The 22,748-nt window shown below is 60.1% G+C and carries 24 protein-coding genes; 18 read left to right on the forward strand and 6 right to left on the reverse strand.

All coding sequences use genetic code 11. The features are described 5' to 3' along the window. The first annotated feature begins 88 nt into the window (after positions 1 to 88). The 5 genes from HB633_RS18390 to HB633_RS18410 all read left to right on the forward strand — a co-directional run bounded on the left by HB633_RS18390 (position 89) and on the right by HB633_RS18410 (position 5,551). Positions 89 to 1,009 (forward strand): ABC transporter permease subunit, encoded by a 921-nt coding sequence (locus tag HB633_RS18390; protein ID WP_086381082.1) that lies wholly within the window; start codon positions 89 to 91, stop codon positions 1,007 to 1,009. Positions 1,010 to 1,048: 39 nt separating this feature from the next. Continuing rightward, positions 1,049 to 1,951: an ABC transporter permease subunit gene (locus HB633_RS18395; RefSeq protein ID WP_213779614.1), complete on the forward strand. Its 903-nt coding sequence runs from the start codon at positions 1,049 to 1,051 to the stop codon at positions 1,949 to 1,951. 5 nt (positions 1,952 to 1,956) lie between these two features. After that, positions 1,957 to 2,955, forward strand: coding sequence for an oligopeptide/dipeptide ABC transporter ATP-binding protein (locus HB633_RS18400; protein ID WP_213779615.1), 999 nt, complete (start codon positions 1,957 to 1,959; stop codon positions 2,953 to 2,955). Continuing rightward, a complete protein-coding gene (oppF, locus tag HB633_RS18405; protein WP_213779616.1) occupies positions 2,948 to 3,931 on the forward strand; it encodes a murein tripeptide/oligopeptide ABC transporter ATP binding protein OppF in 984 nt (327 codons plus the stop codon). Before HB633_RS18400 ends, oppF begins: the two co-directional genes overlap by 8 nt. A 279-nt stretch (positions 3,932 to 4,210) precedes the next feature. Continuing rightward, positions 4,211 to 5,551: an OprD family outer membrane porin gene (locus tag HB633_RS18410; protein WP_255580998.1), complete on the forward strand. Its 1,341-nt coding sequence runs from the start codon at positions 4,211 to 4,213 to the stop codon at positions 5,549 to 5,551. Positions 5,552 to 5,621: 70 nt separating this feature from the next. On the opposite strand, the gene HB633_RS18415 is transcribed toward HB633_RS18410, so the two are convergent. From HB633_RS18415 to HB633_RS18435, 5 genes are all read right to left on the reverse strand, one after another. Further along, positions 5,622 to 6,512 (reverse strand): ABC transporter permease, encoded by an 891-nt coding sequence (locus HB633_RS18415; protein ID WP_213779618.1) that lies wholly within the window; start codon positions 6,510 to 6,512, stop codon positions 5,622 to 5,624. Further along, on the reverse strand, positions 6,509 to 7,339 hold the full coding sequence (locus HB633_RS18420; RefSeq protein ID WP_213779789.1) for an ABC transporter ATP-binding protein: 831 nt from the start codon (positions 7,337 to 7,339) through the stop codon (positions 6,509 to 6,511). Before HB633_RS18420 ends, HB633_RS18415 begins: the two co-directional genes overlap by 4 nt. 177 nt (positions 7,340 to 7,516) lie before the next feature. Further along, complete coding sequence (locus tag HB633_RS18425; RefSeq protein WP_213779619.1) at positions 7,517 to 8,551, reverse strand: ABC transporter substrate-binding protein; 1,035 nt, start codon at positions 8,549 to 8,551, stop codon at positions 7,517 to 7,519. Positions 8,552 to 8,603: 52 nt separating this feature from the next. Then, positions 8,604 to 9,476, reverse strand: coding sequence for a TauD/TfdA family dioxygenase (locus tag HB633_RS18430; protein ID WP_346730335.1), 873 nt, complete (start codon positions 9,474 to 9,476; stop codon positions 8,604 to 8,606). A 158-nt stretch (positions 9,477 to 9,634) separates the two neighbouring features. After that, positions 9,635 to 10,321 (reverse strand): HD domain-containing protein, encoded by a 687-nt coding sequence (locus HB633_RS18435; protein WP_213779620.1) that lies wholly within the window; start codon positions 10,319 to 10,321, stop codon positions 9,635 to 9,637. Positions 10,322 to 10,528: 207 nt separating this feature from the next. On the opposite strand from HB633_RS18435, the gene HB633_RS18440 reads away from it, so the two are divergent. Both HB633_RS18440 and HB633_RS18445 read left to right on the forward strand, forming a co-directional pair. Next, positions 10,529 to 11,494: a GlxA family transcriptional regulator gene (locus HB633_RS18440; protein WP_213779621.1), complete on the forward strand. Its 966-nt coding sequence runs from the start codon at positions 10,529 to 10,531 to the stop codon at positions 11,492 to 11,494. A gap of 82 nt (positions 11,495 to 11,576) precedes the next feature. After that, entirely contained in the window at positions 11,577 to 12,008 is a 432-nt protein-coding gene (locus HB633_RS18445; RefSeq protein WP_213779622.1) for a hypothetical protein, read from the forward strand. A gap of 18 nt (positions 12,009 to 12,026) precedes the next feature. Here HB633_RS18445 and HB633_RS18450 read toward each other — a convergent pair whose 3' ends face one another. After that, positions 12,027 to 12,323 (reverse strand): hypothetical protein, encoded by a 297-nt coding sequence (locus tag HB633_RS18450; RefSeq protein WP_213779623.1) that lies wholly within the window; start codon positions 12,321 to 12,323, stop codon positions 12,027 to 12,029. 130 nt (positions 12,324 to 12,453) lie between these two features. Between HB633_RS18450 and HB633_RS18455 the strand changes: the two genes are divergently transcribed. The 11 genes from HB633_RS18455 to HB633_RS18505 all read left to right on the forward strand — a co-directional run bounded on the left by HB633_RS18455 (position 12,454) and on the right by HB633_RS18505 (position 22,722). After that, positions 12,454 to 12,690, forward strand: a complete 237-nt coding sequence (locus HB633_RS18455; RefSeq protein ID WP_213779624.1) for a DUF3072 domain-containing protein — start codon at positions 12,454 to 12,456, stop codon at positions 12,688 to 12,690. A gap of 55 nt (positions 12,691 to 12,745) precedes the next feature. Further along, positions 12,746 to 12,922: a hypothetical protein gene (locus HB633_RS18460; protein WP_213779625.1), complete on the forward strand. Its 177-nt coding sequence runs from the start codon at positions 12,746 to 12,748 to the stop codon at positions 12,920 to 12,922. A 25-nt stretch (positions 12,923 to 12,947) separates the two neighbouring features. Next, positions 12,948 to 13,334, forward strand: coding sequence for a hypothetical protein (locus HB633_RS18465; protein WP_213779626.1), 387 nt, complete (start codon positions 12,948 to 12,950; stop codon positions 13,332 to 13,334). Positions 13,335 to 13,461: 127 nt separating this feature from the next. Then, positions 13,462 to 14,358, forward strand: a complete 897-nt coding sequence (locus tag HB633_RS18470; RefSeq protein WP_213779627.1) for a LysR family transcriptional regulator — start codon at positions 13,462 to 13,464, stop codon at positions 14,356 to 14,358. 120 nt (positions 14,359 to 14,478) lie between these two features. Continuing rightward, a complete protein-coding gene (locus tag HB633_RS18475; RefSeq protein WP_213779628.1) occupies positions 14,479 to 14,901 on the forward strand; it encodes a MarR family transcriptional regulator in 423 nt (140 codons plus the stop codon). Positions 14,902 to 14,941: 40 nt separating this feature from the next. Continuing rightward, positions 14,942 to 16,042 (forward strand): HlyD family secretion protein, encoded by a 1,101-nt coding sequence (locus HB633_RS18480; RefSeq protein WP_213779629.1) that lies wholly within the window; start codon positions 14,942 to 14,944, stop codon positions 16,040 to 16,042. After that, positions 16,039 to 17,610 carry a DHA2 family efflux MFS transporter permease subunit gene (locus HB633_RS18485; protein ID WP_213779630.1) on the forward strand — a complete coding sequence of 524 codons (1,572 nt, stop codon included), beginning with the start codon at positions 16,039 to 16,041 and terminating at the stop codon, positions 17,608 to 17,610. The genes HB633_RS18480 and HB633_RS18485 overlap by 4 nt, the downstream gene beginning before the upstream one ends. A gap of 8 nt (positions 17,611 to 17,618) precedes the next feature. Next, a complete protein-coding gene (locus HB633_RS18490; RefSeq protein WP_213779631.1) occupies positions 17,619 to 19,031 on the forward strand; it encodes an efflux transporter outer membrane subunit in 1,413 nt (470 codons plus the stop codon). Between the two features lie 51 nt (positions 19,032 to 19,082). After that, positions 19,083 to 20,012 carry a LysR family transcriptional regulator gene (locus tag HB633_RS18495; RefSeq protein ID WP_213779632.1) on the forward strand — a complete coding sequence of 310 codons (930 nt, stop codon included), beginning with the start codon at positions 19,083 to 19,085 and terminating at the stop codon, positions 20,010 to 20,012. A 103-nt stretch (positions 20,013 to 20,115) separates the two neighbouring features. Beyond that, positions 20,116 to 21,309, forward strand: coding sequence for a CaiB/BaiF CoA-transferase family protein (locus HB633_RS18500; protein ID WP_213779633.1), 1,194 nt, complete (start codon positions 20,116 to 20,118; stop codon positions 21,307 to 21,309). Positions 21,310 to 21,375: 66 nt separating this feature from the next. Beyond that, positions 21,376 to 22,722: an MFS transporter gene (locus tag HB633_RS18505; protein ID WP_213779634.1), complete on the forward strand. Its 1,347-nt coding sequence runs from the start codon at positions 21,376 to 21,378 to the stop codon at positions 22,720 to 22,722. The last annotated feature ends 26 nt before the right edge of the window (positions 22,723 to 22,748 follow it).

Consider the following 22,748-nt stretch of genomic DNA (forward strand, 5'->3'; position numbering starts at 1 on the left):
CTTGACGCCTCTCTCTCCCGTTCCCGCAACACCATGAGGCGGCCGCCGCGACGCACATTGATCGCGACGCCGCCAGGAGAGAAGTTCCATGTGGTCTTATACGTTGAGGCGTGTACTGCTGACCGTGCCGACGCTGCTGATTGTCGTCACGGTGTGTTATCTGCTGCTGCACGCGACGCCCGGCGGGCCGTTCGACGGCGAGCGCAAGGTCTCGGCCGAAGTGCTCGCGAACCTGCAGGCGAAATACCATCTCGGCGAACCGCTGTGGAAGCAGTATCTGCTGTACCTCAACAGCCTCCTGCATGGCGACCTGGGTGCATCGTTCAGATACGCCGACTGGAGCGTGAACGATCTCGTGCTGCGGGCGTTGCCGGTATCGCTGACCATCGGCGGCGTGTCGATGGTGCTTGCGATCGTGCTCGGCGTGATACTCGGCATCTTCGCGGCTCTCTACAGGAATAGCCCCGCGGATTACCTGCTGATGATCGTCGGCAATGCGGGCAGCGCGTTTCCGTCGTTCGTGATCGGGCCGGTACTCATTCTCGTGTTCGCGATCCTTCTCAAGTGGCTTCCGGCTGGCGGCTGGAACGGTTTCCACGTGCGCTACATGGTGCTTCCCATTGCGCTGCTCACCATCATCAACGTGGCGACGGTCGGACGCGTAACGCGCGGCAGCCTGATCGAAGTGATGAACACCAACTACATCCGGACCGCTTATGCGAAGGGCCTGTCGCAGTGGACCGTCGTGCTGCGCCACGCATTGCGCCCGACCATGATCCCGGTGGTATCGGTGATCGGGCCGCTTGCCATCGGCTCGATCACCGCAGCCGTTGTCACGGAGTCCGTGTTCTCGCTGCCGGGTATCGGCAAGCTGATCGTGAACGGCGCTGCAAATCGCGATTACACGCTGGTGCTCGGACTTGTCGTGCTGGTGACCGTGGTTGCGGTGCTGCTCAATCTGCTGGTCGATCTCGCATACGCGTGGCTCGATCCGAAAATCCGTTACTGATCAATGAGTCAACGCGAATCAATGCGCATGAGGTCTGCAATGAAACAAGGAACGCTCGTCCCCGCGCTCGAAAGCGTGCTGGCCGTGCCGGTGGAAGGCCGCAGCCCGTGGCAGGACGCGCGCTTGCGTTTTGCGCGCAACAAGGCGGCGGTCGCGAGTCTCGTGATTCTTTTTCTGATCACGCTCGCCTGCATCGTCGGTCCGATCGTATTGCCCAACGCCTTCGATTCCACCGACTGGAACATGATGAGTTCCACGCCAACGTTTGCCAACTGGCACTTGTTCGGTACCGATGAAACCGGCCGCGACCTGCTCGTGCGATGCCTCGTCGGCGGGCGTGTGTCGCTGATGATCGGCGCGCTGGCGACACTGACTTCGGTCACGCTCGGCATTGTTTGGGGCGCGATTGCAGGGTTCGTGGGCGGCCGCGTGGACAACGCGATGATGCGCATCGTCGACATGATGTATGCCATTCCCTATCTGCTGATCGCGATCCTGATGGTGACGCTGCTCGGCCGCGAGTTCTACCTCGTGGTGCTGACCATCACCGTATTCTCGTGGATGGACATGGCGCGCGTGGTGCGCGGTCAGACGCTCGCGATCCGCTCGAAGGAATATGTCGAGGCGGCGCGTGCGATCGGGGTATCGACGAGCGGCATCATCTTGCGGCATATCGTGCCGAACCTGCTTGGCATCGTCGCGATCTATACGACCGTCACCGTGCCGGGCGTGATTCTCACGGAGTCCGTACTATCGTTTCTTGGGCTCGGCGTGCAGGAACCCATGACGAGCTGGGGCGTGCTGATTCAGGACGGCGTGGGCGTGATGGAAACGTCGCCTTGGATTCTCCTGTTCCCGGCGGCGCTGTTGTCGGTGACGCTGTATTGCATCAATTTTGTCGGCGACGGTCTGCGTGACGCGCTCGACCCGAAGGATCGGTAAGCACCATGTCATTGCTCAAGGTAAATAATCTCGAAGTCGCCTTCGATACACCTGACGCCGTGGTTCGCGCGGTGAACGGCGTGAGCTTCGATCTGGAAGAGGGCAGCACGCTTGGCATTGTGGGCGAATCGGGTTCGGGCAAGAGCCAGAGCGTGCTCGCCATGCTCGGTTTGCTCGCGCGCAATGGCCGTGTAAAAGGCAGCGCAATCTATCAAGGCGAAGACCTGCTGACCATGCCGTCGAAGAAGCTCAACCGCATTCGCGGCAACCGCTTGTCGATGATCTTCCAGGACCCGATGACATCGCTCAATCCGTATCTGACGATCGAACGCCAGATGACGGAAGTGCTCGAACTGCACAAGAACATGACGCGGCGCGCTGCAAAAAAACGCGCGATCGAGATGCTTGAAGCTGTGCGGATTCCGGAAGCGGCGCATCGTATCGATCAATACCCGCACGAGCTTTCGGGCGGCATGCGCCAGCGCGTGATGATCGCGATGGCGCTTTTATGCGAGCCGCAAGTGCTGTTCGCCGATGAACCCACGACCGCGCTCGACGTCACCGTCCAGGCGCAAATCCTCCAGCTCTTGCGCAACCTTCAGCATGACTTCGGCACGGCGATCGTACTGATCACGCACGATCTCGGCGTGGTTGCCGGCCTCTGCGAGAAAGTCATGGTCATGTACGGCGGCCGCGTGATGGAGCATTGCAATGCGGACGATCTGTTTGCGCGTCCTTCGCATCCGTACACCATCGGCTTGTTACGCGCGTTGCCGCGTCTCGATCAAAGCGATGCGCCGCTTGTCGGCATTCCCGGCAATCCGCCGAACATGGCGCATCCGCCATCAGGTTGCCCGTTCCAGGAACGGTGTATCGATGCCAGCCAGCGCTGCGCCGAATCAACCCCGCCGCTCGAAGCCTTCGCCGGCGATCCAGCCTGGCTGCGCGCGTGTTACAGGCCGGTCGAACAAATGAAGTCGCTGCACGAGGTCGCCCATGCCTGAGCAAACCATTCTGTCCGTACGCGACGTCCAGGTTCACTTCAGCGTCAAGGCAAAGAGCAAGCTGCCGTGGGCGGCGAAGCGCACTTTGAAGGCCGTTGATGGTGTGAGCTTCGACTTGAAGGCGGGCGAAACGCTTGGTGTGGTCGGCGAATCGGGCTGCGGCAAGTCCACTTTATCGCGCGCCATCCTCAACCTGATTCCCGCGACGCACGGCAAGATCGTGTGGATGGGGCAGGACCTGAGCGGTGCAACGGTAAAACAATGGCACGACGTGCGCGCCGATATCCAGATGATTTTCCAGGACCCGCTGGCTTCTCTCGATCCGCGCATGACGGTCGGGCAGATCATCGCGGAGCCGCTGCGGGAACATCGGCCGGGGATGTCGGAGGACGAGACGAACCAACGCGTGCGCGCGATGATGGCGAAGGTCGGTTTGCGCGAGCAGATGATTAACCGTTACGCACATGAGTTTTCTGGCGGACAGTGCCAGCGGATCGGCATTGCGCGCGCGTTGATCGTGGAGCCGAAGCTGATTGTCTGCGACGAACCCGTGTCCGCGCTCGACGTGTCCATCCAGGCGCAGATCGTCAATTTGCTCAAGTCGCTGCAGCAGGAAATGAAGCTCGCGCTGATTTTTATTGCTCACGATCTGGCCGTGGTCAAGCACATCTCGGATCGCGTGATGGTCATGTATCTCGGCCACGTGATGGAACTCGCCGATAAACATTCGCTCTACGCCCAGCCGCGCCATCCGTACACGCGCGCGTTGCTGTCGGCCGTGCCGGTGCCGAATCCGGCCATCGAACGGACGAAGGTCGTGCAGATTCTTTCGAGCGATATTCCGAGCCCGATCAATCCGCCGACCGGTTGCGTATTTCATACTCGATGCCCGATTGCAGAGCCACGTTGCTCCCAGGAAGTCCCAGCATTGCGAACCCTTGAACATGGAGTTGCCGCCGCTTGTTTGCTTGCCTGATCCAAGCCTGATTCCTTTGATCGCTTAGATATCGATCAATCCACCGTTCCGTAACGGTGGATTGAAACGCTGCTTTTTTCACCCTGTTGTCCCCCGCAGTAACCCTCCGATGCCTCGCTCCTTAAACCGGCGCGTTTATAAACTCGCGCCGGTTTTATTGAGATGGTTGTCGGCCTTTTAATCACAATCTATAACAAGTCAGAGACAAATATAATGAAAAAACAGAAACATTCGCTAGCGCTATCTTTAATTGTTGTCAGTGGCCTGATAAGCCCGGCTATGTCTGCATTTGCCGACGATGAGGGTGTCTCAACCCGTCACACCGAATCGCCGCCAAGCTCTCCGCCGAATTCAGAAGCCGATGCGCCAATCAGCAATCAGTCGAAGTCGCAAGGGTTTATCGAAGATTCACATTTGAAGCTGCTATTTCGCAGTTACACGGAAAGGCTGGAGTCGGAAGGGATCAAGCGGAAAGACGCATGGGTTCTGGGTAATCAGGCGGTTTTTGAATCGGGGTATACGCGCGGATTATTTGGCGTGGGTTTGGATGCATCACTGTTCAGTGATTTGAAACTGAACGGCGGACAAGGCGCCGGAAACCGCGTGCACTTGAATCACGATGGCCAAAGCGGACAGAATCAGCTGGCGTGGACGTATCCGGGCGTATGGGACGTAAAGGCGCGGGTATCGAATACGGTGCTCAAATACGGTCTGCAACTGTTCGATGACCCGTTCCTCGTTCCCCACGATAACCGTGCACTACCGCCGAGCTACCGAGGATTTTCGCTTGCCAGCGAAGAGATCAAGAACGTCACGTTGAAAGCCGGGAGTGTGGACGGCGTCATGGCGCGCGGCCAGACCAGCGTGACCACGCTCAAGACGGAATACGGCGGTACCCGATTCAGCCGATTCACATTTGCAGGCGGCGATTACTCGCCCAATGACGATACGTCACTATCGTTATATGGAAGCCGTGCTGAAAATGTCTGGGACCAGTATTACCTGACGATGACCCGCAGTCTTGGCGATCCCGCTCAGATTCGCTGGACCGGTAATTTGACTTATTACTACACGCACGATGTCGGACAAAGCAGGAATGGTCCCATTAACAATCATGCGTATAGTTTGCTTCTGTCGGGAACGCACAACGCGCATACTATTTCCGTAGGTTTTCAGCAGATCGCCAGCAACCAGTTCTTCGATTATGTAGGCCAGTCGGCAGGCGATTATCTCGCGAACTCGCTCGATGTGGACTACAACGCACCGCATGAAAAATCGCTGCAACTCGGCTATACGTTGAATCTCGCCGAGTATGGTTTGCCGGGCGCGAAGGTGACAACGTGGGGCGCGTATGGCTGGGGCGCCGATGCATCGACCATGGCGAATCGTTATGCCGATCCCGCCAGTTCGCTTCACGATCTGTACTGGAAAAACGGCCAGCCGGTTCATGGGACGCATTATGAATTCGGCGTCATTCCGTCTTACACCATCGGCTCCGGCAAGCTGAAGGGTGCAAGCGCCAAGTTCTATTACATGCATCACCACGGCGGAAAATACTATTCGGATTCCACCAGCGACGTGTATCGTTTGATGGTGAACGTTCCGGTCAACGTGTTCTGACTCCGGCTTCACCAAGAAAAGCCCGCAAGGCGATATCTTGCGGGCTTTTGCATTTTGGCGACGGGAAGACCTACCGCTGTACGCCCCAGCGGCGCACGGTCAGGCGCTCGAAGGTATCGAAGACGAGATGTTCCACGACCAGGCCAATCACGATCACAGCCGCGAGTCCCGCGAACACGCGGTCGGTGTAGAGCTCGTTGCGATTCTGGAAGATGTACCAGCCCAAACCACCGTTGCCCGAACTGGCGCCGAACACGAGTTCGGCCGCTATCAGCGTGCGCCACGCGAACGCCCAGCCGACGCGCAGGCCTGCGAGAATCGATGGCAACGCGGCGGGGACCAGAATCAGCAGCACATGCCGCAGCCCTTTCAGTCCGTAGTTGCGCCCTGTCATGCGCAGCGTCTCCGGCACGGATTGAAAACCCGAGTACGTGTTCAACGCCAGCGGCCACAGCACCGAGTGCACGAGCACGAACAGCAGGCTTCCGGTCCCCAGACCGAACCACAACAACGCGAGCGGCAACAACGCGATGGACGGCAACGGATTGAACATCGCCGTCAGCATTGAGAGCAGATCGCGTCCAAAACGCGTCGATACAGCCAGCGAAGTCAGCACGAACGCAAGCACGACGCCGAGCAGATAACCGCGCAACAGCACGGATAGGGAGATCGCCGTCTTCGCAATCAGCTCGCCGGACCAGATGCCCTGCACGAAGGCCTTGAGGGTATCGGTGAAGGTGGGCAGCAACAGGTCATTGCCGACTGCATGCGCCGCCGCTTGCCAGATGCCGATCAGCACCAGCGCAATCAACGTCTTCCTCAGCCACGTCTGGTTCGCGAGGCGCTTGCCGAAAGGCAGCGGCGCTTCGACGGCAACATCGATCAGCGGTTCGGGATTGCGCTCATATTCTTCGCGCACCGGCGGCGTCAAAGGCACCGCGATGTGATTCACCGTACTCATTGAACCGCCTCCGTTTCTTCGAACAGCAATCGATGAATCCGCGCCACGCTTTGCTGGAAGTCGTTGCGGCCTGAACTGTCCTTTGTGAATTGGTGGCTGTTCAGCTCCGCACGAACCCGGCCGGGATGCGGCGTCAGCAACAGGATCCGGTTGCCGACAATCAGCGCTTCCTCGATCGAATGCGTCACGAACAAAAGCGTGAAACTCGCTTCCTCCCACAGGCGCAGAAGTTCTTCCTGCATTTTGCGGCGGGTGAGGGCGTCGAGTGCGGCAAACGGTTCGTCCATCAGCAGGACACGGGGTTGCATCGCGAGTGCGCGGGCGATCGCCACACGCTGCTTCATGCCGCCCGAAAGCGTGTGCGGGTAGGCATCGGCGAAAGCGGCCAGGCCAACTTTGTCGAGAAAATGCAGCGCGCGATCGCGGGCTTCGGCGCGGCTGAGTTTCTTCGCCACGCGCAAGGGAAACGCCACGTTCTGCAGCACCGTCTTCCACGGCGGCAACTGATCGAATTCCTGGAACACGACAATACGATCCGCGCCGGGACCATTGACCGGCTTGCCATCGATTTGAATCGTGCCAGCCGTAGGCTCGATAAACCCGGCCACCGCTTTGAGCAACGTGGATTTGCCGCAACCGGACGGCCCGAGCAGCACAAAACGATCGCCGCCGTAGACATCGAAACTCACCTGATGCGTTGCGCGAACGATGCGCTCGCGCGTGCGGTACTCGAGGCTGACGTTATCGACGGTGAGCAGTTTGCCGCTCGTAGCCGCCGCCAGATCGGGCGTGGTCGGCGGGTATAAAGCAGAAGGATTGGCGGCCATGGCTGTGGGTTCTGGCATAAACCACGACCTTAGCGGTGGGTTGGCAGCGCGTGAACCAATCATTGCGCATATTCAAAACACGCCGACGCATAAGCAGCGTTTTTGCGGTTTCAGTGGAAGGATGAAAAAACCCGCCGTGTGGCGGGTTTCGGGGCCTGGAATTGGGTTCGAGCGCGATTAGCTTCCCGCGCCCAGCGCCGGATCGGTAAAGAAATAGTCCTGCCACGACTTCGGTTCGTTCTTGATCGCACCCACGCGATACATGAACTGCGCAAGCCCCAGCGTGTTCTGCGGCGTGATCTTGAACTGCGTCTGCGGACTCTTGATGATCCCGAGCAGCAGGTTCCGGTCAATTTTCGCGTTGTTCACACGAATATAGATATCGGCGGCGGCTTCGGGGTTGGCGGACACGAATCGCGCCGCATCGGAAAGCGCCGCGATGAACGCCCGATACGTCTTCGGGTTCGCATCGCGGAATTTCTCGGTCGCGTACAACACCGTGGACGAGCCCGGCCCGCCGAGGACATCGTAGGAATTCAGCACGATATGCGCCTTCGGATTGCCCGCAAGTTCCTGTTCTTGGAACGGCGGATTGCCGAAGTGCCCGCTGATCTCCGTCCCGCCCGCGATGATCGCCGCGGCCGCATCGGGATGCGGAACGGCTTGCGTCAGCTTGTCGAGCTTGTCGAATTCTTTATCGCCCCAGCGCTTCGCGGCGGCGTATTGCAGCACGCGCGATTGCACGGAAACCGATACCGCCGGCACGGCGATCCGGTCTTTCTCCGTGAAGTCGGCGATCGTCTTCACGTTCGGATTATTCGATACCAAGTAATACGGGAAGTTGCCGAGCGACGCCACGCCCTTGACGTTCTGCTTGCCGTGCGTACGGTCCCAGATGGTCATCAATGGACCCACGCCAGCGCCGGCAATATCTATGGAACCCGATAACAGCGCGTCATTCACGGCCGCGCCGCCCGATAGCTTGAGCCAGTCCACCTTGATATCGACGCCTTCCTTCTTGCCTTCCTGCTCGATCAGCTTTTGTTCGCGTGCAACATTGAGCAGCAGGTACACCACGCCGAATTGTTCGGCGATGCGGATCGTGCCTTCGGCCTGCGCCGGAGCGGCGGCGCCGAGCGACGTGATTGCGACGGACAGCGAGAGGAGCGCCGCGCCAAGGCGGCGCGACGGCATGCGGGCGAAAAGCGGCATCGAAAGTCCGAGAAGGGTTTTTAGAGTTGGGTCGAACCGGGAAAGCGCGAAATCAGAACGGCGTGTCGCCTTCAATCGTGGTCCGGTACATCTTGCGGCGCAGATGATCGGGCGTGCCGGCCGCGAGGTGCATCAGCGAACGGTTGTCCCAGAACACGAGATCGTGTTCGCGCCATTGATGCCGGTATAGATGCTCTTCACGCACGCTGTGGTCGAAAAGGGCTTGCAGCAGGTTGCGGCTTTCGTCTTCGGGCATGTCGATCACGCGCGTGGTGAAGTGCTCGCTCACGAACAGTGCGCGGCGGCCGGTTTCCGGATGCGTGCGCACGATTGGTTGCACGACGGGCTTGACCTGCGCGATCTGTTCAGCGGAGAGGTTCGGACGCCACGGGCTGCGCTTTTGCAGCTCGGCATATTTCGCGAGATAGGTGTGTTCGGCGAAACGGCCCTCGACCGCGTCACGCAACGCTTGCGGCAGCGTGTCCCACGCGAGATGCATGTTTGCGAACAGCGTATCGCCGCCTTCGGCGGGCAATTCCTGCGCGTGCAGAAGCGAGCCAAGACTGGGCGTTTCCTTATACGAAAGGTCGGAGTGCCAGAAATGGCCGGCATCGCCAAGACCGATCGGTTTGCCGTTTTCCATCACGTTCGAGACGATCAGGATCTCTGGATGACCGCTCAGCTGGAACTGGTGAAGCACGTGGATTTGCAGCGGCCCGAAGCGGCGGCTGAATGTAATGTGCTGCTCGGGCGTGATGCGCTGATCGCGAAACACGATCACATGATGGTCTAGATGTGCACGATGAATGCGCTTGAAATCGTCGTCCGCGAGCGGCTGGCTCAGGTCGAGACCGGTTATTTCGGCGCCTAGCGGACCTTCGAACGGCGTGATTTCGATGGTCTGGTTGAGAGTTTGGGTCGTCACGCGGAACTCGTTATCGATTCAGGGAAATTGCTTTTGTGAGAGTCTGAATCTAAGTTTTCGCGCGGACAAGGTCAACGAACCAAATCCCATACGCTTATCTGTTTTAGCGATAAACAAGCCGTTCCAGTGGAGGAACGGCTGTTCAAGCCAGCGACCGCTTAATGGGCGTGCGAAGGATCGCTGCAATGCGCGCATGCGCCCGGGCTGTCATTCCACGACGAACCCAGGATCAGGCTACAGAAATTCAGGCGTTTGTAAGTCGGGTCCTTCAGCGCGAGGACATCCGCTTTTACGTTGCCGAAGGTCGTTTCCGGCTTTTTGATCGTGCCGTGAGCGAACGCATCGATTATCCCTTCCTTGAAGTTCACTTCACGCGGATGCACTGCGATGACCTGTTTGCGTTGGGTATCGGTGAATTCGTCATATGCAAGGCCCAGCACATCCATTTCCACGCCTGCCGTGACCAGCGCGACCACCGGCTTCTTGTGCTGCGGAATGCCCGGCGTGGTGTGCAGCGCGATCGAATCCCAGACTTGCTCGATATCGTGTTCGCCAATGCCGTAACCCTTCAGGAAATCACGCGCTGCGTTGGCGCCATCGACTTCAAAACGGTCGTGCTTGCTGCTGTAGGCATCGATCAGGCCCATGTCGTGGAACATCGCGCCGATATAAAGCAGCTCGGCGTCGTAGTCGAGCTTGCGACGCTCGCCCGTCAGCGCGCCGAACAGGAATACGCGGCGCGAGTGGTTATAGAGGAGGTCCGGCTCGGTATCGCGAACGAGTTCTGTTGCGGCGCGCGCCATGGCGCTATCGGGAATGTGGATGCCGGCGATCGTGGTGGTCATGTTCGATGCTCCTTGATGTGAAGGTCCCCGAGGACGCCTTGTTAAACTGCGGCTTTCATCGGGCAAGCTGAGTGGATTTGACGACCAGATCAGTGTCGCCGCGCCGGGGTTCAGCGGCAATCGAAGTCATCCGTCGAACCCTGCCAACCACACGGCGTCTGCTGCCAGGCGCCTGAAAAACCGTAAATCGATCAGGAGCACGACCTCATGCGCAGCGTCGCCATCGCGATCTTTCCGCAAGTGCAGGCGCTCGACGTAGCCGGTCCACTCGATGTCTTCGCCGAAGCGAACGGTTTCATCGCGCCGGATGACGGGTACGCAATCACGCTGGTCGGCGTGGATGACACGCCGGTGCGGGCATCGAACGGCACACGCATGCTCGCAGACCTCACGTGCGATCAGGCGCAGGGCGGCTTTGACATCGCGCTGGTCGCGGGCGGCCCGGCACTTCCCGTCGACGAACCCGATCCGCGTCTCATCACCTGGTTACGCGATGTCGCATCGCGCTGCGAGCGCTACGGTTCCATCTGCACGGGCGCGTTCGCGCTGGGCCACGCAGGTTTGATCGACGGGCGTCATGTCACGACCCACTGGCAAAACGCGCCACAACTCGCACGGCAGTTCCCGAAGGCGAGGGTGGAACTCGACCGCATCCATATCCGCGATGGCAACCTTGTCACCTCGGCGGGGGTGACGGCGGGTATCGATGTCGCGCTTGCGCTCGTCGCGGAAGATCATGGTTCCAAGGTCGCGCTGGCGGTGGCGAAGCGGCTCGTCGTGTTCGCGCAGCGGCGCGGCGGACAGTCGCAATTCAGCCCCTACCTCAGCGCTCCCGCTGACGAAACCTCGCCCGCCGCCAAGGTCCAGGCGTACGTGATGGAGCACATCGGCGAGCGGCTCACGGTCGAAAAGCTTGCGCAGATCGCCGGGATGAGCGAACGCAATTTTGCGCGCGCTTTTGTCGAGGCAACCGAACTCACGCCGCATGATTTCGTAGAGCGTGCGCGAATCGATGCCGCGCGCAACGCGCTCGAAAGCACGATAACGCCGCTTAAAACCATCGCGTATGAATGCGGCTTCGGCACGGCGGACAGGATGCGGATTGTGTTCAGGCAAAGGCTCGGCGTGTCGCCGAATGATTACCGCATGAGCTTCCAGAAGCGCGAAAGCTGATCGACTGCATGGACGAACGCTGGACCGCTTTATGCTCGCAATCGGTCATCGACGTTTCACACCGTGCACTCCGGAGAACCAGATGAAAGATGCTTATGAACGACGTGCGTTGCTATTGCATCTCGGCGACGTACTCGAAGGAATATCGTGCCTCTCACGCAGCGGCTCGCAATACTCCACGCTTGGCGAGGCGCTGGCTGCCGAAGATTCGCTGGTGAGTTTCACGTGGCTCGGTTTTATCGATGCAAACATTGCGCCGCGACAACTTGCCGGGCAAGCAGCTGCCGCATTTTTCCTATGGCCGAAGTCCTTGCTCGACGAAAAGTTGAACCGGCCGTTGTTTGCATCGACAGTGCAGCACGATCTCTTTGCCGGCAATCCGAGCGGTTGGGAAAGATACGTCGCTGAGCGCAAGAAGGACGTTGCGTGGTTTGCGGAAGGTGTTCAAGGGCCTTCCGCTGAAGAACCCGATACCGCCAGAACGACGGGTCTCACCCGCTGGCCTTGGCCCTAAAAAACTTGATACGACCATTCAGGGCTTCTTGCTCATGCTGCTTGCCCCTGCATCCAGCCCCATGCCGTTCTTGCGGCCACTAGGCGGCTCCTTGCCTGCCGATACCTTGCCCGGCGCCGGCTTAAGCGCGTTGTCCCGCGCCACGGATGAACTCGTGGCGCTCGCGGGCGACGTGGTGTTGTGTTCATCATAGGCAGGCGTGCTGCCGGATTCGAGCTTGTTCGGCTTTTGTTGCTGACCATCTGCATAAAGCGGCACCGACGATGCCGCAATCAAGCTGCCGACCATCAAAAGAATGCGTGGGGAGAATTTCATTGTTATTCGGCTGGAATCGCCGCCGGGTTTTATCGATAAGTAGGTCAAGCAAGGAACGCTCCCGGCAAACGCGGTCCTTATCTTGGAACACGGCTTGCTGTGGCCTTGTGATCTCAACCAGGACGCGATCATGACCAATCAACCGAATCAGCCCGCCGATGAAAACCCCAAGAACCATCCGACTTCCAATGCGGAGAAAGATCCGGCGGATTGGGTTACCGGCGACGAAGCAATGACCGGCGCGCAGGCGTCGTACTTGAAGACCCTGTCAGAGGAAGCGAAGGAACCGTTCGATGCTTCTTTGAGCAAAGCCGACGCGTCGCGCAGGATCGAAGAGCTGCAGGCCAAGACCGGTCGCGGCACGTGAACCCCCGCGGTACTTGAACCCGGTACTTGAACTCATTAGATACGAGGACAGAAGCATGGCAGCCGACCTATCCCGCGACACGCCGCCCAAACAACGTGACGACGACGCCACCGCCGCGGACCGGAAACTAAGCGAAGCGGACAAACACTCTTCAAAGGGTGAGCCCGCGCCAGCCAAACCGGCAAGCGGCGCCGAGTTGCCCGACCCAAAAGATGTCGGCGAGGCCGGCTGAACCCAATGAATTCGAGGACTGAATCATGGCATCGAAATCCAAGCAGACCAGCGACACGGCTCCGCCAAGCCTTGATTACACATTCAAACTGTTCGCGACCGATCATCGCGTGCTCGCGCAGAACGGCGACGGCAAGCTGATCGACATCGGCGCAATCGAGCATCGCGGGAAGACGGGTTTTGTCGTGTCGCTGGATGTGGACGAACTGGAATCGAAGCCCGAGTCGAACGCTGAAAAGGCACTGCAGAGCATTGCGTCGCAGATCACGTTCGACTATCTCGATGGCCTGTTCACCAGCGAGGACGTTACCAAGTTCCACGGCAAGCTGGCGGACCTTCCGCATATCGAACTCACGCTCGATGAAACTCTCCCGCGCAGCCTGACCGACCGCACGCCGCCGCATCTTTTTTGATGCGCACATAAAGCAGGCTTGTCATGTGGCCTCAAAAAGCCCAAAAATCCAATTTGCCGCACAATCCCGACGATGCACGCGCCCGGCATGAACATTAAAAACGCGCGGCATTTTCCAGGATCGAGCGATGGACTATCTGACAAGCCTCAAAGTATTCCGGGCGGTCGTGGAGGCAAAAAGCTTCACACGCGCCGCTGATCTGCTCGGCGTCTCGCCGCCGGTGGTGTCGCGTGCAATCTCCACGCTCGAGCAGCGGCTCGGGAACCGGCTGTTTCATCGCACCACGCGGCATATTTCGCTGACGGAAACCGCGGAAAAGTTTTTCGTCGGCTGCTCGCGCGTGCTCGATGAACTCGAGGCGCTGGAAACGCAGGCATCGAACCGCGCCAGCGATCCGAGCGGGAACCTGCGCGTGGTTTCCCACACCACGGCGACGCTGAGCCGCCTCGTGCCCCTGCTCGCGACGTTCCGCCGGCGGTATCCGCTCGTCGGCGTCGATGTCACGCTGACAGAGCGCCCTGTCGATCTCGTCGCCGATGGCTACGACCTCGGTATCGTTCTGCCTTTCATGCTGACAAGCGACACCACGGTTACGCGCCTGCTCGAACGCATTCCGCTGGTGATCGTGGTGACGCCCGGATATCTCGCCGACAAGGCGCGGCCCGTCCATCCGCGCGATCTCGCGGGGCATGAGTTCGTCGCCATGCATCCGTCCATACGCAAGCACATGCTGACTTTCCGGCTCGGCGACGGCGAAGAATTGACCGTGCAAATCAAGGCCGACATGACATCGAACAATGCGCTGCTCAATCGCGGGCTCGTGCTGCAGGGACTGGGCGTGGGCATGCTGCCGTCGGCGCTGGTGCGCGACGAACTTGCAGCGGGGACGCTGGTGTCTCTCCTGGACGACTTTGAAATAGTCGATGGCGCGATCGAAATTCGCCTCGCCTACAGCAGCCGGACCTTGCTGCCGGCGAAGGTTCGCGCGTTCATCGAGCACGCGTCGGAATTTTTCGAAGCCTGAAGCGCTCGGCCTTTCATTCTTTTCCTGTATCGATTCCACCTGATTATTGCGTGATTCGACATCAATCTGATGTTCGCAATAACGGTTGACTGGGTGCATATACACACCTAGTCTGTGCACATGCACACCCGTCCTCCCCGACACGACGACTGTTTTGCCCTGCGGCAGGCCGCGCGCCATATCTCGCAGCTATACGAGCGGCATCTTTCGGCAGCCGGAATCACGCCGACGCAATTCAGCATCGTCTCGGCGCTGGAGCGCTCGCCCGACATGACGATGGCCGAACTTGCGCAAGCAATGGTGATGGAGCGCACGACGGTCGTCCGCGTGCTGCAGCCGTTGCTTCGGAGCGGCCTGGTATCGGCGGAACTGGGTGGATCGTGTCAGCGGCGGCTGCAATTGACGCTCACGGAAAGCGGCCGGACCAAGCTCGCCGATGCCCAACGCCATTTTCAAGCGGCGCAAGAAGAGTTCGAAGCGAAGTTCGGGCGGCGTAAGGCCGCGCGTCTGCGGCGCGAACTTTTCCGGCTGACGAGCGAATAGCGCCGCGCTTTAAATATCGATGCAACCAACAGGAAACGACATGACCACGCCATCCACGCCGCTTGCGTCCACTGCATCGCCCGCCGCTGAAGGAGGCGCCCGGCGCGGGTTCCGGATCGGCTGGATGCCGGCTGCGATCATCGTCGTGCTGGTTGTGCTCGCCGCTGCCGCCACGTACTGGTACACGGTGCTGCGCTTCGTGCAGAGCACCGACGACGCATACGTGGGCGGCAACGTGACCGTGATGGCGCCGAAAGTGAACGGTTTTGTGGCCGAGTTGCTGGTCTCCGACAACCAGCGCGTGAAAGCGGGCCAGGTGCTGATCCGCCTCGATTCCCGCGATTACGATGCGCGTCTTGCGCAAGCCGATGCCGACCTGAAAAGCGCACGCGCGTCGGTTGCCGAACTGGTCGCACGGCAGCAATTACAGGCGGCCGTGATCAATCAGAGTCAGGCGCAGGCACGGGCGTCGTCAGCGGAAGTCACGCGCAGCGCATCCGATCAGGTGCGTTACCGGCAACTGGTGAAGGACGAGGCGGTATCGAATCAGGTTGTCGAACGGGCCGATGCCGACTATCTCAAGGCGCGCGCTACGCTCGATAACAGCAACGCCGCAACGCTTGCCGCAACGCGTCAGCTTGCGGTCCTCGCCGCGCAAGTCGAAGACGCACAAGCGAAAGTTGCGACCGCAGAAGCGCTGCGCCGGGTCGCCGAACTGAACGTCGAATACACGACCATCCGCGCGCCGGTGGACGGTTACGTTGGCAACCGGACGGCGCGCGTCGGCATGCTGGCGAATACGGGCGCGGCGTTCCTGACCATCGTCCCGGCGGACGGCCTTTGGGTCGATGCAAACTTCAAGGAAGATCAGTTGAAGAAGATGCGCGTGGGCGATCGGGTCGACGTTGAACTCGATGCTTCGAGCGACGAGATTCACGGCCATATAGAAAGCCTGGCGCCCGCAACTGGCGCCACGTTCAGCGTGCTTCCGCCTGAGAACGCCACGGGCAACTTCACGAAGATCGTGCAGCGCGTGCCGGTGCGCATTCGCCTCGACGTGCCGGCCGGCCAGCAGAACGTGCTGCGCGCGGGCCTCTCGGCGACGGTCAAGGTCCATCTCGGCAGTGTGAGCCACTCATGAACGCGGCAGCCCTCACTCCCGCCGACCAGCCGGTCAAGCAACGAATTTTCGCGTTCGCGCTCATGTGCCTCGGCTTCTTCATGGCCACGCTCGATATCCAGATCGTGGCGTCGTCACTGAAGGATATTGGCGGCGGCTTGTCTGCCAGTCAGGACGAACTCTCGTGGGTGCAGACGTCCTACCTGATCGCCGAAATCCTCGTCATTCCAATGTCCGGCTGGCTCTCAAAAGTCTTTTCCACGCGGTGGCTCTTCGTGGCTTCGGCGGTGGGATTCACCATTACGAGCATGCTGTGCGGCCTCGCCTGGGACATCAATTCGATGATCCTCTTTCGCGGCCTGCAAGGCGCGCTCGGCGCCGCGATGATTCCGACCGTGTTCACCACTGCGTTTGTCCTGTTTCCGGGCAAGCAGCGCGTGATTGCATCGACGACGATCGGCGCGCTGGCATCGCTTGCGCCGGCTATTGGCCCGGTGATCGGCGGCTGGATTACATCGCAATGGTCGTGGCACTGGCTGTTCTATCTCAACCTCGTGCCCGGGCTCGTTGTCGCGATTCTGGTGCCGAAATTCGTGCATATCGATGAACCGAATCTCGCCTTGCTCAAAAAAGGCGATTACCTCGGCATTGCATTGATGTCGGGCTTTCTCGGCTGCCTTGAATACGTGCTTGAAGAAGGTCCGCGCAAGAACTGGTTCGGTGATGACGTCATTGTCACGTGCACGTGGATCTCCGCCATTTGCGCGTTCTTGTTTCTCGTGCGTGCGTTCACGGCAAAAGATCCCGTCGTCGATCTGCGTGCGCTCGCGGTACGGAACTTTGCGATCGGCTGCTTGCTATCGTTCGTGACGGGCATTGGCATCTTCGTGTCGGTGTTTCTCACGCCGCTGTTCCTGAGCCGTGTGCGCGAGTTCGATTCGCTGCAGATTGGCATTGCGTTGCTTTCGGTCGGCGTGTTCCAGCTGATGTCGCTGTGCGCGTACGCCTACATTTCCCGTCTCGTCGATATGCGCTGGTGCCTGCTGTTCGGCATCGTATGTTTTGGCGTCGGCTGTTATTTCTACGTGCCGCTCACCAACGATTGGGGCTGGCAACAATTGCTGCTGCCGCAAGCGCTGCGTGGAATCGGGCAGCAGTTCCTCGTGCCGCCTGTCGTCACCATGGCGCTCGGTTCGCTGCCGCAATCGCGGTTGAAATCGGCAAGCGGACTGTTCAACCTCATGCGCAATCTGGGTGGCGCGATTGGCATTGCGGTGAGCGCGACCATGCTCAACGACCGCCTGAACTTCCACTATGAACGCCTGAGCGAAAGCGTCACGACGGGCAATCCGCAAACCGAAGCGTTCCTCACGCGGCAGTTCGCGCATTGGGGATCGGCGGCGGGCGACGCACTGAGCGCGACCAGCGCCAGCCTTGCGAACCTGCACGCGCTCGTGATGCGCGAGGCGCTCGTGCTGACGTTCTCCGACACCTTCTTCGTACTCGCGATGTGCTTTGGCATCGGTGCGATCAGCGTGATTTTTGCGCGGCCCATTGGCGCCCCTCCGCCTTCTCCTGACGCTCATTAAGGTCGATCATGCTCAAGAAATTGCTGGCGCCGTTGGCGCTGATATCGAGCCTCATGCTCGCGGCATGTGCCGTTCAACCCGCGACGCATGCTGATTTGCCATCGACGGTAAAGACCATCGCGCCTGAAAACTGGAGCGTCGATGCACCGCAAGACAACGCCGATACAGCCGCGTGGTGGCTGCAATTCGGCGACCCTGTGCTGCACGAACTGGTGACGTCGGTGCTGAGCCAGAACCTCGATGTCCAGGCGGCGATCGAGCGAGTGAAACAGGCGCAGGCCGTCACCACGCAACGCAGGGCTGCTTTACTGCCCGAGCTGGACGCGACAGCGACCGCCGCGAATACCCGCCAGAACGCACCGCCGCCGCTAGGTTATGTACGCGAGGCGGGTTTTGGATTGGCGCTCAGCTGGACGCCCGATGTATTCGGCGGCGAACGCCTTGAATTGCTGGCAGCAGAAGCGCAACTGACGGGCCGCCAACACGCGGTCGATGAACTTCGTCTCGCGCTCGCGGCGAATACTGCGTCGGCGTATGTGGATCTCCGTTGGGCGCAAACCGAGCAGAAGATCCTGCAGGACAACGTCGCGATCCGCGAACGCGCGCTCAAACTCACGCAAGAGCGCATGCAATATGGGCTCTCCACACGGCTCGACGTCGCGCGTGCGCAGAACCAGTTGAGCGAGTTGCAGTCGCGCTTGCCGCGAGCGGCATCGACCATTCAACACCAGTTGAGCCTGATCGCCGTGTACTCGGGCCGTACGCCCGAATCCGTCGATACTCTCGTGCTCGCCACGCCCGCAGCGATCCCGACGCCGACCAACTCGGTGCCACAAATGCTGCCATCGGAAGCGTTATTACGCCGCCCCGATGTCCGCAGCGCCTACGCCGAGCTGACCCAGCGCGCGGCTGAAGTCGGCGTGGCGAACGCGAATCGCTATCCGAAGTTTTCGCTGCAACTGACCGATGGCTTGCTGGCGTCGTCGTATCTCGGCTTGCCTACGCTTACCGATAATCTCTTTAGCGCCGCGCTCAACGCCACGAGTCCCATCTTCAACGCCGGGCGCATCACAGCGGGTATCGAGCAGAGCGAAAGCCGCATGCGCGAATCCGATCTGCGTCTGCGCCAGACCATGCTGCAGGCGCTGAAAGACGTCGAGGACACGCGCAGCGATCTCGTCAGCACGTCGGAACAAGCGGATCGTTTGAAAGATGCATTGCAGTCTTCCGATCAGTCATTGCGGCTTTCCACGCAACTGTACAAGGGCGGAGCGAGCGGTTTCCTTGATGTTCTCGCGGCGCAAGACGCCTATCTGAAGGACTCGGACGCGCTGAACCAGGCGAAGCGTGAGCACGCACTGGCGGCGGTCGCGTTGTATCGATCGCTCGGTGGCGGCTGGAGCGAGACGCGGCAGGAATGACGTCTCGGGTAACATCGGGCATCTTTCGCCAACCGATGCTTGACCCCGCGCATGGCACTCAAAAACCTGCTGAGACGGCTCGACCTGACCACGCTGCAACTTTTCCTCGCCATCTACGAGGAGGGCACGCTCACGCGCGCTGCGGAACGCGAGGCGATCGCGGTGTCGGCTGCAAGCAAGCGCTTGCTCGAACTCGAGCAGGCCGTGGGCGCGCCGTTGTTCGTTCGCCGCGCGCGCGGCATGGAACTCACGCCGGCCGGCGAAACGCTGCTGCATCACGCGCGCCGCGTGTTGCGCGATGTCGAGAACATCGGCATTGAACTTGCCGAGCACGCGACCGGCGTGCGCGGTTACGTGCGGATGATGGCAAACCTCTCGGCCATCGTGGAATTCCTGCCGGAAGACCTGCGCGCTTTCTTTTCGATGAACGAGCGCATCAAGCTCGACCTCGAAGAGCGCCCGAGCAGCGGGGTGGTGGAAGGCATCGCGGACAGTCTTGCCGATGTCGGCATCTGCTCAGGCGAAGCCGATACCCGTGGCCTGCATGTCTCGCATTACCGGCATGATTCGCTGGTGGTCGTGATGCGCGAGGACCATGCGCTTGCGGGACGTGAAAAGGTCGCGTTCGTCGAGACACTTGATGGCGATCATGTCGGCCTGCACGCGGCAAGTTCCATCAATTTGCGCACGCACATGGCCGCGCGGCAGGCGGGCAAGCCCTTGCGGCTGCGCATCCAGGTGCCCGGCTTCGATGCCGTCTGCCGCATGGTTCAGACGGGTCTGGGCATCAGCGTGCTGCCGCTGAAGGTGTTCAACACTGTTGGCCGCCCGCTGGGTTTAACCGCCGTCACGCTCGATGAACCCTGGAGCCAGCGCGATCTGATCGTGGTCGTACGCGATGTCAACGCGCTTTCGCCAGTCAGCAAAATGCTCTTCGATCATCTGCTTTCAGTTGAACACAAAGAGCAAAATCCGGCCTGAGCGTTCGCCGTTCGCGAACGGTCGTTGGTGAATTGAGGTTGGACGCGGGACGCAGCCCGCTCCTAAGCTGTCTTCAGACTAGACATTTCTGGAGACATGCATCATGGCCGGACCTCTTGCAGGCATTCGTGTAATCGAGATCGGCACGCTTATCGCGGCGCCGTTTGCGGCCCGGCTGATGGGTGAATTCGGTGCCGACGTGATCAAGATCGAAGCGCCCGAAAACGGCGATCCGCTTCGCAAATGGCGAAAGCTGCACGAGGGCACGTCGCTCTGGTGGTATCTGCAATCGCGCAACAAGAAGTCGGTTTGCGTGAATCTCAAGTCGCCGGATGGCGTGGATGTCGTCAAGCGCCTCGTCGCGGACGCCGATGTCATCATCGAAAACCTGCGTCCTGGCGCGCTCGAAAAACTCGGCCTCGGTTGGGACGTCCTGCACGAAATCAATCCGAAACTGACGATGGTGCGCATCTCCGGATACGGCCAGTCCGGGCCGTATCGCGACCGTCCGGGCTTTGGCGCGATCGGCGAAGCGATGGGCGGCATTCGCTACACGACCGGCGAAGTCAACGGTGCGCCAGCACGCGTGGGCGTGAGCCTTGGCGATTCGCTTGCGTCGCTGCATGGCGTGATTGGCGCCCTGATGTCCATCTTGCGCGTGAAGACCGGGCAGGGTGACGGGCAAGTGGTCGATGTATCGCTGGTTGAAAGCGTTTTCAACCTGATGGAAAGCCTGATCCCCGAATACGATTTGCTCGGCCATGTGCGTGAGCGCAGCGGCGGCGCGCTGCCGGGCATCGCGCCATCGAATACGTACCCGACTGAAGACAACGGCTACGTTGTCATTGCCGGCAACAGCGATCCGATTTTCAAGCGCCTGATGCACGTGATAGGCCGCCCCGATCTCGCCGATGACCCCGCGCTCGCCCGCAACGACGGCCGTGCGGCGCGAAGCGAACAGCTCGACGCCGCCATCACGGCCTGGACCTCACACCATTGCACGGCAGATGTCATCGCCGCGCTTGAAACTGCGGAAGTGCCGGCGGGCAGGATCTATTCCGTGGCGGATATTGTCGCCGACCCGCATTACCAGGCGCGCGACATGTTGCTCGATGCAGCGTTGCCCGGGGGTGTATCGGTGAAGATGCCAGGCATCGTTCCCAAGCTCTCCGATACCCCTGGCGAAGTCCGTTGGCAGGGCCCATCGCTTGGAGAACATACGGATTCCGTACTAAATGACCTTGGCTTCGATGCACAGGACGTTGCCCGCCTGCGCCGCGAAGGCGCGGTTCGATAATTACCCTCGATCACTACTTTCAATAACCATGACCGGACCGGGAAACGAGTCCGGCAGGAGACAAACATGAGCGTTCCAGGCACCACGGCGACCGCAGTGCACGAGCCAAGCGAAACCGACTTCAAGGCGATTATCCGGAAGGTTGCGTGGCGCGTGATGCCACTGATCATGATCTGCTATCTGTTCGCATTCTTCGACCGCATCAATATCAGCTTTGCGAAGTTCCAGTTGCAAGGCGACCTCGGTTTCTCCGATACCGCCTACGGCCTTGGCGCGAGCCTTTTCGTGATCGGCTACGTTTTATTCGAAGTCCCTAGCAATCTGATGCTGTACAAAGTCGGCGCCCGCCGATGGATCGCTCGCATCATGATCTCGTGGGGCATTGCCACCAGCCTGATGGTGTTTGTCGGCAACGAATGGCAGTTCTATGCGTTGCGTTTCATCATCGGTGCGATGGAGGCGGGCTTCGCTCCTGGCGTGCTGTACTACCTCACGTTGTGGTTTCCAGCGAGTCATCGTGGACGCATCACGTCGTTGTTGTTTTTGGCCTCCGCGTTTTCAGGACTGGTCGGCGCGCCGCTTTCGGGTCTCGTGCTGGGCCACATGGATGGCGTCCTCGGCATTCGCGGCTGGCACTGGCTCTTTCTTCTCGGCGGCTTGCCGTGCGTCGTGCTCGGCGTGCTCGTGCTCAAGACGTTGAAAGACCGTATCGAAGACGCGGGCTGGCTGAACGCCGCCGAAAAATCGATGCTCGCAAGCCGTATCGTGCATCAGGCGCCGCATTCGGGCGCAGGTAGTTCCCTGTGGGGCGCAATCAAGACCCCGGGTTTCCTGATGCTGGGGCTGGTCTATTTCCTGATCCAGGTTGCATCGTACGGACTCAACTTCTGGGCGCCGCAACTGATCCGCAGCGCTGGCACACACAATCCGACCACCATCGGCGTGCTGACTGCCGTGCCATATATTTGTGGCGCGATCTGCATGGTGGTGGTCGGCCGTCTGTCCGATGCGTCGGGCGAGCGCCGCAAGTTCGTCTCCGGCTTGCTACTGATGGCGGCGATCGGCTTTTTCGCCGCAGGCATCTTCGATAAACAAACCGGCCTGCTCATCGTTTCGCTAGGCGTGATGGGCGGCGGCGTGGTGGCATCGATCCCGGCGTTCTGGGCACTGCCACCCAAACTGCTGACGGGTGCCGGAGCGGCAGGGGGGATTGCGCTGATTAACACGCTTGGGCAGCTTGGCGGGATCGTAAGTCCGGTGATGGTCGGCCGGGTCCGGGACTTGACGGGCAGCACGACGCCTGCGTTGTACGCGATCGGTGCAATGAGCCTGATTTGCGCTGCGATACTCCTGTTCGGACTGCCGGCAACGCTAAGGCAAAAAGACCAGCCCGACGCAAGCATTTCGGCCTGATTAACATCCAGAATGTGATTTACACG

Origin of the sequence: Caballeronia sp. dw_276, from assembly GCF_018449635.1 — a bacterium.
Lineage (GTDB): Bacteria > Pseudomonadota > Gammaproteobacteria > Burkholderiales > Burkholderiaceae > Caballeronia.